The 13201-nt window shown below is 75.5% G+C and carries 9 protein-coding genes; 5 read left to right on the forward strand and 4 right to left on the reverse strand.

Annotated elements, in window-relative coordinates:
• Window positions 1-33: 33 nt before the first annotated feature.
• Both JOD49_RS14970 and JOD49_RS14975 read right to left on the reverse strand, forming a co-directional pair.
• Window positions 34-2616, reverse strand: coding sequence for a helicase-associated domain-containing protein (locus tag JOD49_RS14970; RefSeq protein WP_205307869.1), 2583 nt, complete (start codon window positions 2614-2616; stop codon window positions 34-36).
• Between the two features lie 97 nt (window positions 2617-2713).
• Window positions 2714-3625 (reverse strand): alpha/beta fold hydrolase, encoded by a 912-nt coding sequence (locus JOD49_RS14975; protein ID WP_205307870.1) that lies wholly within the window; start codon window positions 3623-3625, stop codon window positions 2714-2716.
• A gap of 72 nt (window positions 3626-3697) precedes the next feature.
• On the opposite strand from JOD49_RS14975, the gene JOD49_RS14980 reads away from it, so the two are divergent.
• Window positions 3698-4357 carry a TetR/AcrR family transcriptional regulator gene (locus JOD49_RS14980; RefSeq protein ID WP_205307871.1) on the forward strand — a complete coding sequence of 220 codons (660 nt, stop codon included), beginning with the start codon at window positions 3698-3700 and terminating at the stop codon, window positions 4355-4357.
• 111 nt (window positions 4358-4468) lie between these two features.
• Here JOD49_RS14980 and JOD49_RS14985 read toward each other — a convergent pair whose 3' ends face one another.
• The gene (locus JOD49_RS14985; protein WP_205307872.1) at window positions 4469-6436 is read right to left on the reverse strand and encodes a hypothetical protein; all 1968 of its coding nucleotides are present in this window, start codon (window positions 6434-6436) and stop codon (window positions 4469-4471) included.
• Between the two features lie 229 nt (window positions 6437-6665).
• On the opposite strand from JOD49_RS14985, the gene JOD49_RS14990 reads away from it, so the two are divergent.
• The 4 genes from JOD49_RS14990 to JOD49_RS15005 are packed head-to-tail and all read left to right on the forward strand — an operon-like array spanning window position 6666 to window position 12903.
• Window positions 6666-7046 (forward strand): cold-shock protein, encoded by a 381-nt coding sequence (locus JOD49_RS14990; protein ID WP_030144143.1) that lies wholly within the window; start codon window positions 6666-6668, stop codon window positions 7044-7046.
• Between the two features lies 1 nt (window position 7047).
• Window positions 7048-8055, forward strand: coding sequence for a DUF3027 domain-containing protein (locus JOD49_RS14995; protein WP_205307873.1), 1008 nt, complete (start codon window positions 7048-7050; stop codon window positions 8053-8055).
• Window positions 8052-11555, forward strand: coding sequence for a sacsin N-terminal ATP-binding-like domain-containing protein (locus tag JOD49_RS15000; protein ID WP_205307874.1), 3504 nt, complete (start codon window positions 8052-8054; stop codon window positions 11553-11555). Before JOD49_RS14995 ends, JOD49_RS15000 begins: the two co-directional genes overlap by 4 nt.
• A 49-nt stretch (window positions 11556-11604) precedes the next feature.
• Window positions 11605-12903 (forward strand): MFS transporter, encoded by a 1299-nt coding sequence (locus JOD49_RS15005; RefSeq protein ID WP_205307875.1) that lies wholly within the window; start codon window positions 11605-11607, stop codon window positions 12901-12903.
• Here the strand turns inward: JOD49_RS15005 and JOD49_RS15010 are convergent.
• Window positions 12900-13184 (reverse strand): DUF2530 domain-containing protein, encoded by a 285-nt coding sequence (locus JOD49_RS15010; RefSeq protein WP_239526458.1) that lies wholly within the window; start codon window positions 13182-13184, stop codon window positions 12900-12902. The genes JOD49_RS15005 and JOD49_RS15010 overlap by 4 nt on opposite strands.
• Between the last annotated feature and the right edge of the window lie 17 nt (window positions 13185-13201).

Consider the following 13201-nt stretch of genomic DNA (forward strand, 5'->3'; position numbering starts at 1 on the left):
TGGTGCGCCGTGTCGTGACGCGGGTGGTGCGGGCTAGTCGTTCGGCGCCCCCGCCGGAGCGTTCGTGGTCGCGTCGGTCGACGCGTCCTGGGTGGGGGCGGGGGCGTCGGTGAAGACGCCCGCGATGCGGTGGACGGCGACGGTCAGCTCGGCGTCGCGCGCGGGGTCGAGGGCGCGCAGGCGCCCGCCCTCCAGGACGAGGGGCTTGACGCGGCGCCGGGTCGGCTGACCCGTGGGGTCGATCGTCTCGAGGACCACGTGGTCGCCCGCGTCGATCGCGTCGCGCAGGAGTCCCAACGCCGCGGGGGGTTCGGTTGTTCCGCGAGGTTCGGGGGCGACGTCCTCGCGGGTCGTCGCCGCAGGGGGTGCGGCGAGGGCGGCGTCGTCGGCCGCGCGCAGACGCGGGACGAGCTCGGCGTACCGCTCGCGCCGGGCCACGAGGTCCTCCTGGTGCACCACCGGCCCGACGGCGGAGCGCCCCCGGGTAGCAGTGTCCAGCGGCCGTCGCCCGCCCACGCGGGAACGGACCGTGGTCCGGAGCCGCTCGGTGCGCACGACCCGTCCGTCGGGCCCTTCGACCGTCGAGGCCAGGCCGCGGTCGCGCAGCGCGGCCTGGAGCGTCGCCGCGGGGACGAGGGCGACCAGGACCGTGGGGGCGATGCGGAACAGCGACAGGTGGCGCAGCGACGGGTCCTCGACGAGGCCCGTCAGGAGAGCGGCGTCCTCGGCGCGCACGTAGCTCGACGCGCTCCCGACCCGCAGCCTCCCGTGCCGCCTGGCCGTGTCCCGGACCAGGTAGTCGAGAGGTTGGGGCAGTGCCGTGCGGGAGTGGCTCGCGAGGTCGGCCAGCAGGTCGTCCGCGGTGCGGCCCGCGTCGAACGCCCGGGTCAGGGACTCGGGCGTGAAGCGGACCGTGATCGCGGCCCCGCGTGACTCGACCTCTGCGGCGTCCTCCAGGAGCCGTTCGAGCGCGGTGCTCGGTCGGCCGGGGACGATCCCCGTCAGGTCCCCCTGGAGCAGGAGCTCGTCGACCTCGGGCGGCAGGACCGACTCGAGCGCGGTCGCGAGCGCTGCCTCGGGCGCGGTGAGCGGCGGGCCCGTCCTGCTCGACGCCGAGGGTGCGGGGGTGCGCGCGGCGGACGTGGCGTCGTCGGGCCGCAGGAGCGCGCGGCCCGTCGGGGCGAGCGCCCCGACCCCCGTGACGCCCAGGAGATGGGCCTCCTGGAGCAGCCCCTCGATGGCCTGGACCGGTGGGACCGACCGGGGGGACCCCCAGCGCAGGATCTCCAGGAGGTCGGCCGAGGTCAGGGCCGTCCCCGGGCGGTCGGCGAGCGCGGACAGCACGTCGAAGCGCAGGCGGGGGACCCACGGTCGGCTGAGGTCGGGTTCGAGCGCGGCGCGCAGCGTGCCGCGCTCGTCGCGGCTGCCGACGGTCCACGGCGTGCGGCCCGAGCTCGCCCACGCCGCGGCGAGCAGCGCCCAGCGCGGTGCGAGGGGCAGGTCGAGCCAGTCCTCGCCCGCGATCGTGACGGTGAACGAGGGCGGGTCCTCGCCGTCGTCGACCACCAGCCCCGTGGCGAGAGCGAGCTCGGCGACGAACGCGGCCGTCGGCTCCTCGACCTCGAGCGTCGTCGCGAGGCGCCGGAGGTCCCGCACGCCCAGGCCGCCCGCGCGCAGGACGTTCGGCGGCGAGGCCTGCCACAGCGCGAGGAGGTGGGCGACGAGCCGGACGACGTCCTGCGCGGCGCGGGACGCCTCCGCGGCGATGGTCTCCTCGGTGAAGTGCGGGGCCTCGGGCTCGGGAGGGTGCGCGAGCGGGCGCGCGTGCGTGCGGCCACCGCGCAGGGCCAGGGCGACCTCGCGGGGCAGGACGACGTGCCGCTCGTCCGAGGCGAGGAGCAGGCGCTGACGCAGGAGCCAGGTCGTCGCCTCGCGGCCCACGGGGTCGGCGCGCGGCGCGACGCCCACGGGCGGCCCCCAGGTCAGGGCGTCGAGGATGTTGCGTGCGCCAGGGGGAGCCTCGGCCAGGAGTGCGGCGAGGCTCGGTGCGTCGGCGCCTGGTCGTTCGCCGGCCCGGCCGCTCGTCGCGGGCGCTGCGAGCGGCGACGACGGATCGGCAGGTCCGAGACCCGCAGGGTAGGGGCCGAGGACCTCCGACAGGCCCGGCGCGACCGCGAGGTCCGTGTGCTGCGACGGGTCACGGTCCCACAGGAGCGCGGCCTCCTCGAGGTGCGCGACCGCGGCCCGCACGACCGGTGCGTCCACGTCGCTCGCACCGAGGGCGGCGAGGACGCGGTCGACCGTGACGGCCGTCCCGGTGGTGTCGCCGGGGCTGCGGCTCGTGGAACGGGACGTCGTCGTCCGTGGGGTCCGGGCCGGCTGGTCCCCGAGGACGAGGACGGATTCGAGCACCTGGAGCTCGAGGGCGTCGATCCGGGCGATCGCCCGGTCCAGGCTGGTACGGCTGGTGGCACGTGCTGCGAGCGAGCGCAGCGTCGACGGCGAAGGAGTGGCCAGGTCAGGGCGCTGCAGCAGCAGCGCGACGAGGTGCTCGTCGCTGCGGGAGCGAAGAGCCTCGGGGAAGGTCCGGCGCGGAGCCGGAGGCGTTGAGGCCATCCGTCCGATGTTACGCGGGTCGGGGGCGCGCCCGGCCCGGCACCCCGTGGCGCGGACGGACCCCGCGTCCTGTGCGGCCGGTCCGGTGCGGGGCGACCTATGTCCTGGTGGCGGAGGACGCCGCGGGCTCGGCTGCGACGTCGAGCCCCGCGACCGCGGCCAGCCCGCCGCGGACGAACGCGGTGAGGGCGTCGAGCGCGACGTCCGACGAGAGGACGGAGGTGTGGCCGAACCCGGAGGTGCGGACCATGGCGGACCGGGGGACGTGCGCGTCGTGGAGCCTGCGCGCGTCGTCGTCCGGCATGCGTCGGTCCCCCCGGTCGTGCACGACGAGCAGCTCGGTGTCCCCGGGCAGCGGGTGGGCGACCGCGTCGTAGCGCGCGGCGACCGAGTGCCGGTCCTCGCCCAAACGGGCGTCGAAGCGCGCCTCGAGCTGCGTGCGAGTCGCGTCGTCGAGGCGGAACTCGCGCGCGAACTCGGCGAGGAACGCGTCCGGGCCGCCGACCCCGGAGACGACGGCGACCCGACCGGTCCGCACGGACGTGCGGGCAGCGGTGAGCGCGGCCAGGGCTCCCAGCGAGTGTCCGACGATCGCACGGAAGGGCCCGTGGCGACGCTCGAGGGCTTCGGTCGCCGCGACCCAGTCGCGGATGTCGGCGCGTCCACCGGGGGAGTCCCCGTGGGCCGGGGCGTCGAAAGACACGACGCGGAACCCTTCGGCCACGAGCTCGCGCACCACGGGCGAGAGCTGGGAGGCACGCCCGCGCCACCCGTGGACGACTAGCACGCTGTCCCTCCCGGCACCCCACTCGTAGGCCGTGAGGTCGTTCCCGCGGACGTCGAGCCGGGTCCGACGCGCGGCGTGGTGAGTGTCGAGGTCCGCGTCGCGCACGGGGGCGCGCGGCGTGGTGACGAAGAAGGCGCGCAGCGCGAGGTGCCCGGCGAGGGGCGGTGACAGCGTGCCGACGGTGCGCAGGGTGCGACCGACCAGGGTGTACGGCGTGGACATGGCTCCTCCAGATCAATACGTACGAACGTTCGTTGTGTAGATTACGCGATCGATCGTTCGTAGACTAGGGAGATGGCTGATCCAACAGTGCTGGACGGCAGACGGGCCCGCGGCGACGCGTCACGCCAGGTCGTCCTCAAGAGCGCGACCGACCTCGCCTCGATCGAGGGGCTCGACGGGCTGACGATCGGTCGCCTGGCCGAGGAGTCGGGTCGCAGCAAGAGCAGCATCGCCACGCTCTTCCACGGCAAGGAGGGCCTGCAGCTCGCGACGGTCGCCGCCGCGCGCGAGATCTTCGTCGCGACGATCGTGGCACCGGCGCGCGTCGAGCCACCCGGGCTGCGCCGCCTCGTCGCTCTGCTGCGCAACGCCCTGGCGTACTCCCGGGACCGCGTGTTTCCGGGCGGCTGCTTCTTCGCGGCGACCTCCGCCGACGTGGACTCCAAGCCGGGACCCGTGAACGACGCCGTGCGCACGGCTCTCACCACCTGGTACGGCTACCTCGAGGTCCAGGCGAGGGCCGCGGTCGCGGCGGGCGACCTCACGATCCACGAGGACGAGGCCGAGCAGCTGACGTTCGAGCTGCTCGCGCTCGACGAGGCCGCCAACACGCGGTCGCTGCTCCTGGGGGACGACCGTCCCTACGCGCTCGCGGCGCTCGGCATGCGATCACGCCTGCTGGCCGCCGGTGCGGACCCTGCGCTGCTCGACGGGCTGACCCGCGCGACCTGAGCCCCTCGCGACGGACTCACCCGCTCACGCCGAGAACCCCTCGGACGCGGTCGGCCGCCGCCCGCGGGGGACAGGGCCGGCCGCCCGTCGCCCGCGGGGGTGGCGTGCGTGTCAGTCGAAGCTGACGCGCAGGCTCGTGAGGCTGTGACCACCGTCGACCCGGGTGGCGACCCCGACGGCGCGCACCGGCGCGACGTACGCGATCCACGAGTCGTCGCCACCCAGCGCGTCGATGTTCGCGCGCGCGATCGACTCGAGCGCGTCGACGTCGAGGTAGGCCGCGTTGGCCGCGTTCCTCGCGTCGGGGACGACGGTCCGGAAGGCGCCCACGGTGCCGAGGCCCCCCTCCTCCGCGAGCCGTGCGGCGTAGGCGTCGTTCGAGGCGATCACGAGCCCGTCCTTGGTGGGCGCGCTCGTGAGCTTCTCCGCACCGGCGTCCACGAGGACCGCGTCGATCCGGCCGAGCAGGTCCTCGAGCGCGGCCTTGTCCCCGAGGGTGCGTGCGCCGAGGTCGAGGTCGGCCAGGCCGGTCACGGCCGAGACGTCGTCGAGTCCTGCGGAGTCGAGTGCGACGACGACCTGCTCGCCCAGGAGAGTCTTGAGGTCCTCGGGCAGCCGCAGGTCGTAGGTCTTCTTGAGCTCGTCGACCGTCTCCTGGAAGGTGAGGCCGCTGGGCAGGAGGTCGTCGGTCGTCGAGCCGCTCGACAGGCCGTCGTCACCGAGCAGGCCCGTGTCCTCGGCGCCCTGGCCGACGTCGAGGTCCTGGTCGAGGGCCGAGTAGTCCCCGGTGCAGCCCGCCATGAACGACTCGTTGTAGCTCTGGGTGACCTCGGCCAGCTCCTCGGGCGAGAAGCCCCAGCCCGAGGCGTCGAGCGCGTTCTCCGGCAGGGCGAGCAGCGCGGCGCACTCGGCCTCCGTGGCAGCGGGGAGCGTGCCCGCCGTGCGGACCTCGTGCGAGGACAAGGACCAGTCGTCGCCGAGCAGGTCCTCACCGGAGCCCAGGGCGCCCAGGCCGCTCGACCCGAAGGTGTCGGCGAGCGTGCTCAGCTGCTCCCAGAGACGGTCGACCGACGCAGGGTCGATCGTCGCGGACGAGGCGAACAGGGTGCTCTCCGGCAGGCCCGGGAGGAGTGAGCCTCCCGCTCCGTCCAACGGTGCGAGGACCTTCTCGTCGGCGCCGACGGCGATCGCGACCTCCAGGTGGTCGGCGCCTGCCCGCGCCGCCCCGGCGAACGAGTGGAGGCCGTCGGTCGCGGTGCTCAGCGCCTCGGCGCCGTCCTGCCCGTCGAGTGCGGTGGCGACGCCGTCGAGGTCCGCCCAGTAGGAGATCAGCCCGGGGTCACCCAGGGCCTTCATGTCCGCGACGAACCGGGGGGCCTCGGCCAGCGGGGACTTCTTCGCCGCGGCCGCGACGTCGGCGGCCACGACCTGCTCGGAGGTGATCAGGGCGTACCCGTCGGCGAACGCGACCTGCGCGGGCTTCACGCCGTCGCCGCAGCCCAGGCCCGACTCGATGGCCGCCCGTGCGGCGCCCTCGTCGGTCACCTGGAGGGCGATCACGGGTTCCGGCGTCGCGGCCGCACCCTCGGTCGTGGCGCCCTCCGCGGCCGGCAGCGCGGCGAAGGCCGCCCGGTGGCCGATCCACGGCTCGACGTCGGTCGCGTAGTCGATCTCGCACGTGCCGCTCGTCGAGATCGCGTCGACGACGAGCCGACGAAGGTCGGCGTCGTCGCCCAGGTCGACGTCGAGGTCCGTGGCGAGGTCCGGGAACCGGTTCGCGAGGCGCAGGAGGTTGACCTTCTGCGTGGCCGACGGGTCGAGGTCCACGCGCACGTAGGCGAACGCGGTGCCCGGGAGGGCTTCCTCGGGCTGTGCCCCGCCGCCGTCGAGGGCGCTGTAGGCGAAGACGCCTCCGCCGACCAGGACGAGGGCCGCCGTCGCCGCGCCGCCCAGCACCAGGCCCGTGCGGAGCCGGGAGGGCCGGACGGTCGTGACCGCGCCCGGCAGGGGAGCCGCGCCGTCGGGTGACTGCCACGTCCCCGAGGGGTCGGCAGGGGGGAAGGTGGGCGGCGTGGTCATGGAGAAGCCTCTGGGTCGGTGTCGGCTCGACCGGCGCGGTGCGCCGGCAGTCGCCCGAAGGCTAGTGGAGGCCGCGGACACGGCGCAGCCTCCTTCCATGGGGAGAACTCCCCGCCGCACGAACTCACCCGGACGCGCTCGGCGGGGTGCGGCTCGGCGGATGCGACTGTGAGGGCTCTGTCCCGGTAACCTGGGAGTTCTGATTCCCACGAGCACAAACGAGGTTCACGTGCCCACCGGCAAGGTCAAGTGGTTCGACACCGAACGAGGGTTCGGCTTCATCGCGAGCGATGAGGGCGACGAGGTCTTCCTGCACGCTTCCGCCCTGCCCGACGGGGCGGCACCCAAGCCCGGTGCCCGGGTGGAGTTCGGCGTGGCCGACGGGCGACGCGGCCCGCAGGCGCTCGCGATCAAGCTGCTCGACCCGGCGCCGTCCGTGGCCAAGGCGCAGCGGCGCCCGGCCGAGGACCTGGGGGTCGTGATCGAGGACCTCATCAAGGTCATGGACAAGGTCGGCGGCTCGCTGCGCCGCGGCCGGTACCCGGATGCCGCGCAGGGGGCCCAGCTCGCCAAGGTGCTGCGCGCCGTCGCCGACGACCTGGAGGCATGACATGGCTGCCGTAGCCGCCGCTGAAGGTTCGACCCGTCGTGTGAGCGCGCGCGCCGCCAAGGACGCCGTGCTCACGGGCGCGGTGGACCTCGCGCGTGCTGCGGCGGAACAGGTCGCCGAGCACGCGGGGGACGTGGGCGAGCACCTGGGGACGGTCGTCGAGGAGGACCGCCTCATCTCGCACCAGTTCGCGTGCACCATGCTCGGCTACCGGGGGTGGCGTTGGACGGTCACGCTGGCCCGGGTCCCGCGCGGTCGCACCGCGACGGTGTGCGAGGTCGAGCTCCTGCCGGGCGAGGGCTCGATCCTCGCGCCCGAGTGGTTGCCCTGGTCGGAGCGCCTGCGACCGGGGGACATCGGCACGGGGGACGTGCTGCCCTTCCAGGCGGACGACCCTCGTCTCGAGCCGGGATACGTCCCCACGGGAGACGAGGAGCAGGACGAGGTCGCGATCGAGGAGCTCGCGCTCGCGCGCGTCCGCGTCCTGTCCCCGCAGGGTCGGGACGAGGCGGCGGAGCGCTGGTACCGCGGTACGCGTGGCCCCACGGCACCGGGCGCGGTCGCGTCGAGCGCCGAGTGCAGGTCGTGCGGCTTCCTGGTGCCGCTCCAGGGAGCGCTCGGACAGCTCTTCGCGGTCTGCGCCAACCCGTGGTCCCCTGACGACGGCAAGGTCGTGAGCCTCGACCACGGGTGCGGCGCGCACTCGGAGACGGACGTCGAGCCGCACCCGACCGACTGGCCGGCACCGGACCCGTTGATCGACGAGATGGACGTCGAGATCGTCCAGCTCCTCGACGCGGCCCGTGACGCGTCGAACGCCTCTGCCGGTCCGGACGTGCCGCCTGCGGACACGAGGGCTGAGCGGTCCGCGGAGGCCGCCGCGAGCATCGAGCTGGCGCTGTCGCGGATCACGCTGCCGGAGCCGGGGGCGTCGTCGGTCTCGACCGGAGCCGCGGAGCCCGCACCGGACGCCTCGCAGGACGTGGACCCGGACGAGCCGGCCCGGTGACGGAGGACGCCTTCGGGACGTCGGCTCTTCGCCGAGCCGTCGCGGAGGCGTGGCTCGCGTCCCCGACCCGGTTCCGGGAGGACGCGAACACCGAGGAGGACCACGCCCGCGGGTACTACCGCGACCGCGTGGTCGTCGAGCTCGCGCAGAACGCGGCCGACGCCGCAGCGCACGCGGGCGTCGTCGGGCGCCTGGCGCTGCGCCTCGCCCGGGACGAGGGTGGCGTGTGGTGGCTGACTGCCGAGAACTCGGGCTCGCCGCTGGACGCGCAGGGCGTCGCGTCGTTGGCGTCGATGCGCGCGTCGGCCAAGGTCGCGCACTCCTCGGGCCCGACGGCGGAGCTCGCCGACGCGGACGGCGCGCCCGCGCGGGTGGGCCGGTTCGGGGTGGGCTTCGCGGCCGTGCGCTCGGTCGCGGACGAGATCCAGGTCCGCTCGACGCTCGGCGCAGTGGTGTTCTCCCTGGACCGCACCCGGGCGGCGCTGGCCGAGGCGGTCGCGGGCGCGCGGGGGACGGGCGGCGCCGGCGGTGTGGCGGCCGACCGGCTCGAGGCCGCGGTCCGCGAGCGAGGTCCCGCCCTGCCCGTGCTCAGGCTGCCCTTCGCGGCGGACGCTCTGCCGGTCGGCCCGGTCGGCCCGGTCGGCCCGGTCGCCTCCGAGGACGTGGCAGGTCTCGTAGCTCCCGACACGGTCGTCTCGCTGCGCCTGCGGGACGCGGTTGCCGTCGAGGCGGTCCGTGCCCAGCTCGACGAGGTGGACGACGCGCTGCTCCTGGCCCTTCCCGCGCTGGGGGAGGTCCTGCTGGAGATCGAGGACGCCGACGGGACGTCGAGGTCACGCCGGTTGCACGACGTGGCTGCTCGCTGGACGGTCGTGCGTGCGCGAGGGGCCCTCGACGCGGAGGTCCTGGACTCGCTCCCGGTCGAGCAGCGGCACGAGGGGTGGAGCGTGCTGTGGGCGCTGCCCCGGTCGTCGGCGTCCGCGTCTCGCACGTCGCCCTCGGCGTCGAGCGGGGCTCCTGCGACGGTCGCCCAGGTCCTGCACGCTCCGACGCCGACCGACGAGCCGCTGACGTTCCCGGCCCTGCTCGTGGCGTCGTTCCCGCTGGACCCGAGCCGTCGGCACGTCCTGCCCGGGCCCGTGACGGACGAGCTCGCGGCACGCGCGGGCGAGGCGTACGCGCGGCTGCTCGGGCTCGTCGCCGCTGATCGGGGCGCCGCCGTCCTCGGGCTGCTCCCCACGGGGTTGCCGGCCGGGACGCTCGACGGCCAGGTCCGCGACGCCGCGTTCGCCGCGACGCGCGGCACGCCCCTGCTGTCCCCGGTCCTCCCGGCGGACGCGGTCCTCGCGGGGGACGCGGTCCGGTCGTGGTCCGAGGGGCCGGGGCGGCTCGCACCGCCGTCGAGCGCGTCGACCGGTGGAACGCTCCTCGACGTACCGGGGCACGACGCCCTCCCGCTCGACGACGGTCCCGCGCCGCTGCCGGTCCAGCACCTCGTCGCGCCGCGCGACGCCCAGCTCCTCTCGGGCGAGGTCGGGCGCGACGCCGCCGTGGTCGCGGTGCTCGGTCGGGCGGTGCCCGACCTGGTCGACGTGCCGTCGTCGTTGCAGGCGGTCGCACGGTCGCTGGGTGCGCGGTCGCGGGAGCTGGCGGACCTGCTCGACGAGCTGCCCGGGGGCATGGGACCGGCTGCGTGGCGCGAGGTCTACGCGGTCCTCGCACCGCACGTCGGCGAGCCGGGCGTCCTCGACGCGCTGGGTGCGGTGACGGTCCCGCTCGCGGACGGCCGGACGGCGCGAGGTGCTCGCGGCGTCCTCCTCCTGGGGGCCGAGGATCCTCACGGTGGTGAGCAGACAGGTGCAGGACCGGGCTTCCTCGCCCTCGCCCGCTCGCTCGGCCTGCGCCTGGTGCACCCGGACGCGGCGCACCCGCTCCTGGAGCGGTTGGGCGCGACCCCGTCGTCGGCCCGTGGGTTGCTGACCGAGCCGTCCGTCAGGGAGCGCGTGCTGCGTCTCGCGGACCAGGCTGCGGACGGCGACGCGCTCGAGCGGACGGACGTTGGCGCGGAGACCGGCGACCCGTTCGAGGACGGGTCGCCGCGCGGCGCGGCGTCTGCCGGCACAGCCCACGCGGTGGGCGACGTGGCGGACCCGGTGCCCGCCGCCGTCGGGCAGGTGCTGGGCCTCGTGCGTGCCGCGCTCGCCGAGGGGGCACTGCCCGAGGACGTGCCGTTCTGGTGGGGAGAGCTCCCGCTGCCCACGGCCGACGGCGACCTGTCGGCGGCGCGCGAGTGCCTCGTGCCGGGGTCGTGGGCCGCCGAGCACCTGGACGGTCTCGTCCCCCTCGCGGACGGCGTCGCGCAGCGCTGGGGCGAGGACGTCCTGCGTGCGGTGGGCGTCCAGGCCGACGTGTCGGTGCACCGGGTCCGGGACGTGCTGACGCCGTGGGACGGGGACGCGGACCTGCCCGACGACCCCGACGACCCGCAGTCGTGGCTCGACGGCTGGGCCGAGTACCTCGCGTCGCTCGGTGACCAGCTCGGGGGAGGGGCCTTCGTGGGGGACCTCGAGGCGGTCGCGGACCTGGACGCCGTCGCCGAGGACGCGTGGCCCGCGTTCCTCGCGCGCCTCGCGCGGGACCCGGCCGCCCGCGCGGCCCTGCTCGCCCCGGTGCGTGGCCAGGGAGGAGCACGGTCCGGGGACGCGCCGTCGTACACCGCGTGGTGGCTGCGCCGACATCTCGGGGCGCCCTTCGCGGCCGAGCCGGGCGGGGTGCCGTTCCTCCCGGACCCGCCCGACGAGATCCTCGGCCTGGACGCCGAGGTCGTGCGTGCGCTGGGCGGGGTGGTGGACCTGGGAGATCTCGCGCCGGGCGACTGGCCGGACTACCTGGCCGCGCTGCCCGACGCCGGCACGCCCCTCGACCTGTCCGCCGCGCTCGCGGTGTGGCAGGGCCTGGGCGTGCTCGCGCGCTCCGCGGACGGACGTGCGCTCGACGAGCTGCCCGACCGGCTGCCCGGGCTGCGCGGGGCCGCTGCGACGTGCATGGCGGCCGAGGAGCTGGCCGTGGCGACGAGCGCGATGTGGGCGCAGACCCGATGGGTCGTGCCGATCGTGCACGAGGTGCGGGCCACGGGCGCGGTCCTGGCGGACCTCCTCGACCTCCCGCTGCTCCCGTCACCCGGGGCGCCGGACGTCCCCCGGCCCGACGACGCCGGGTCGCCCCAGACCCTCGACCCTCGGGTCGAGGCGCTCGTCCCGGGAGCGGCCGGCCGCTGGTTCGAGCACGAGGCGTTGTCCGTGGCCGGGGTCGAGGTCGACTGGTGGGTGTGTGCGGGCAGCGCGGGCCCCGAGGTCCACGCCTCGACGACCGCGGGCCTGGCACGTGGCCTGGCCGCGGCGGCGGGCCGGCCCGAGGCGAGGCACCTGCTGGAGTCGGCGCTGCTCGACCCTGCCGCCGCCGAGGAGCTGCTCGCCGAGACCGCGTGGGACCGCGCGTGAACCTTCCGGTCGCGGGTCCTCGATCACTGGTGCGACCGGGACGAGGGGCATGAGCGCAGAGCACGGCACGAGCGCGGCGAAGGACGGCGGCGAGACCGGCCGGGCGGACGGCGGCGGTCCCCGTACCCCGGGACCGTCCGGCATCTTCGACCGCCGGCTCGTGGGTGGCGTGTACGTCCCGACGTTCGTGTTCGAGGCGGGGGTGAGCGCGATCGTCCCCGTGGTCGCGCTGAGCGCGATCTCGATGGGGGCAGGGATAGCGCTGGCGGGCTTCGTCGTCGCGCTGCTGGGGCTCGGGCAGATCGCCGGGGACGTCCCGGCCGGGGCGTTCGCTGCGCGGTTCGGTGACAGGCGGGCCATGATGACGGCCGCAGCCGCCTCGATCGTCGGCCTCGTGGCGTGCGCGCTCGCCCCCAACCTGTGGGTCCTGGGCGCCGGGGTCTTCTGCGTCGGCATGACCAACGCGGTGTTCATGCTCGCCCGGCAGGCCTACCTGACCGAGGTCACGCCCGTGCTCAAGCGGGCCCGGGCGCTGTCGACGCTCGCGGGCACGCACCGCATCGGGGCGTTCGTGGGACCGTTCGCGGCGGCCGCGGTGCTGTGGGCGTGGGACCTCCCGGCGGTGTACTGGCTCGCGGTCGGCACGAGCGTGGTCGCCGGACTGGTGACGGCCCTCGTGCCCGACGTCGCTGCCGGCTCCACGGCCCACCGGCGGTCGGTGGCGCCCGTCAGCTTCCGGACGGTGCTGGCCGCGAACTGGCGTGTCTTCGCGACGCTCGGGATCGCGGTCGTCATGGTCGGGGCGACGCGTGCGGCCCGCCAGGTCGTGCTGCCCTTGTGGTCCGAGCACCTGGGGTTCAGCCCCGCCACGACGAGCGTGATCTTCGGGCTCTCGGGGGCCGTGGACATGCTCCTGTTCTACCCCGCGGGCAGGGTCATGGACCGGTGGGGCAGGCTGTGGGTCGCGATCCCGTGCATGGTCGTCCTCGGCGGGGCGATCGTCGTGCTGCCGCTGACGACCACGGTCGCCGGGGTGGCCGTGGTCGCGATGGTCATGGGATTCGGCAACGGGATCGGGTCGGGCATCCTCATGACGCTCGGCGCGGACGTCGCACCCCCGGACGTGCGCGCGCAGTTCCTCGGGATCTGGCGGCTCTTCCAGGACTCCGGGACCGCGCTCGGCCCGCTCGTGGTGTCGGCCGGCGCCGCGCTGGGGAGCCTCGCGGGCGGGATCGTCGCGTCGGGGACCGTCGGCCTGCTCGGCGCGGTCGCGCTCGCGAGGTGGGTCCCACGGTGGTCGGTCCATGCGAACCGGACCACGCGCCGTCGGGCGGGGATCGAGAGCTAGGCGGGGTTCTCGGGGGGGATCTCGGCCGACTCGTCGGCGCGGGAGCGGTACTCGCTCCGGTTGCGGCGTTCCCAACCGAGCCCGATGATGCCCAGCACGATCCCGGCCGCACAGGTCGCGGGAAGCTCGAACGACGCCCGGTCGAGGACGACCAGGACGACCGAGACCAGCAGGGCGACGGCCCACAGGCTCATTCCGACCAGGATCACGGGGCGCAGGTCGACGCGCAGCGCCGGCGGGTTGGGGCGGCGCCGCTCGGGGTGGATCAGCAAGGAGATCATCGAGGGCACGCCCGCAG

This window comes from Oerskovia jenensis (assembly GCF_016907235.1).
Classification (GTDB): Bacteria; Actinomycetota; Actinomycetes; order Actinomycetales; family Cellulomonadaceae; genus Oerskovia; species Oerskovia jenensis.

Coding starts and splice junctions, on each gene's coding strand:
- JOD49_RS15010 (WP_239526458.1), bottom strand. CDS start 13,184: ATGATCTCCTTGCTGATCCACCCCGAGCGGCGCCGCCCCAACCCGCCG.
- JOD49_RS15005 (WP_205307875.1), top strand. CDS start 11,605: ATGAGCGCAGAGCACGGCACGAGCGCGGCGAAGGACGGCGGCGAGACC.
- JOD49_RS14980 (WP_205307871.1), top strand. CDS start 3,698: ATGGCTGATCCAACAGTGCTGGACGGCAGACGGGCCCGCGGCGACGCG.
- JOD49_RS14995 (WP_205307873.1), top strand. CDS start 7,048: ATGGCTGCCGTAGCCGCCGCTGAAGGTTCGACCCGTCGTGTGAGCGCG.
- JOD49_RS14975 (WP_205307870.1), bottom strand. CDS start 3,625: ATGTCCACGCCGTACACCCTGGTCGGTCGCACCCTGCGCACCGTCGGC.
- JOD49_RS14970 (WP_205307869.1), bottom strand. CDS start 2,616: ATGGCCTCAACGCCTCCGGCTCCGCGCCGGACCTTCCCCGAGGCTCTT.
- JOD49_RS14985 (WP_205307872.1), bottom strand. CDS start 6,436: ATGACCACGCCGCCCACCTTCCCCCCTGCCGACCCCTCGGGGACGTGG.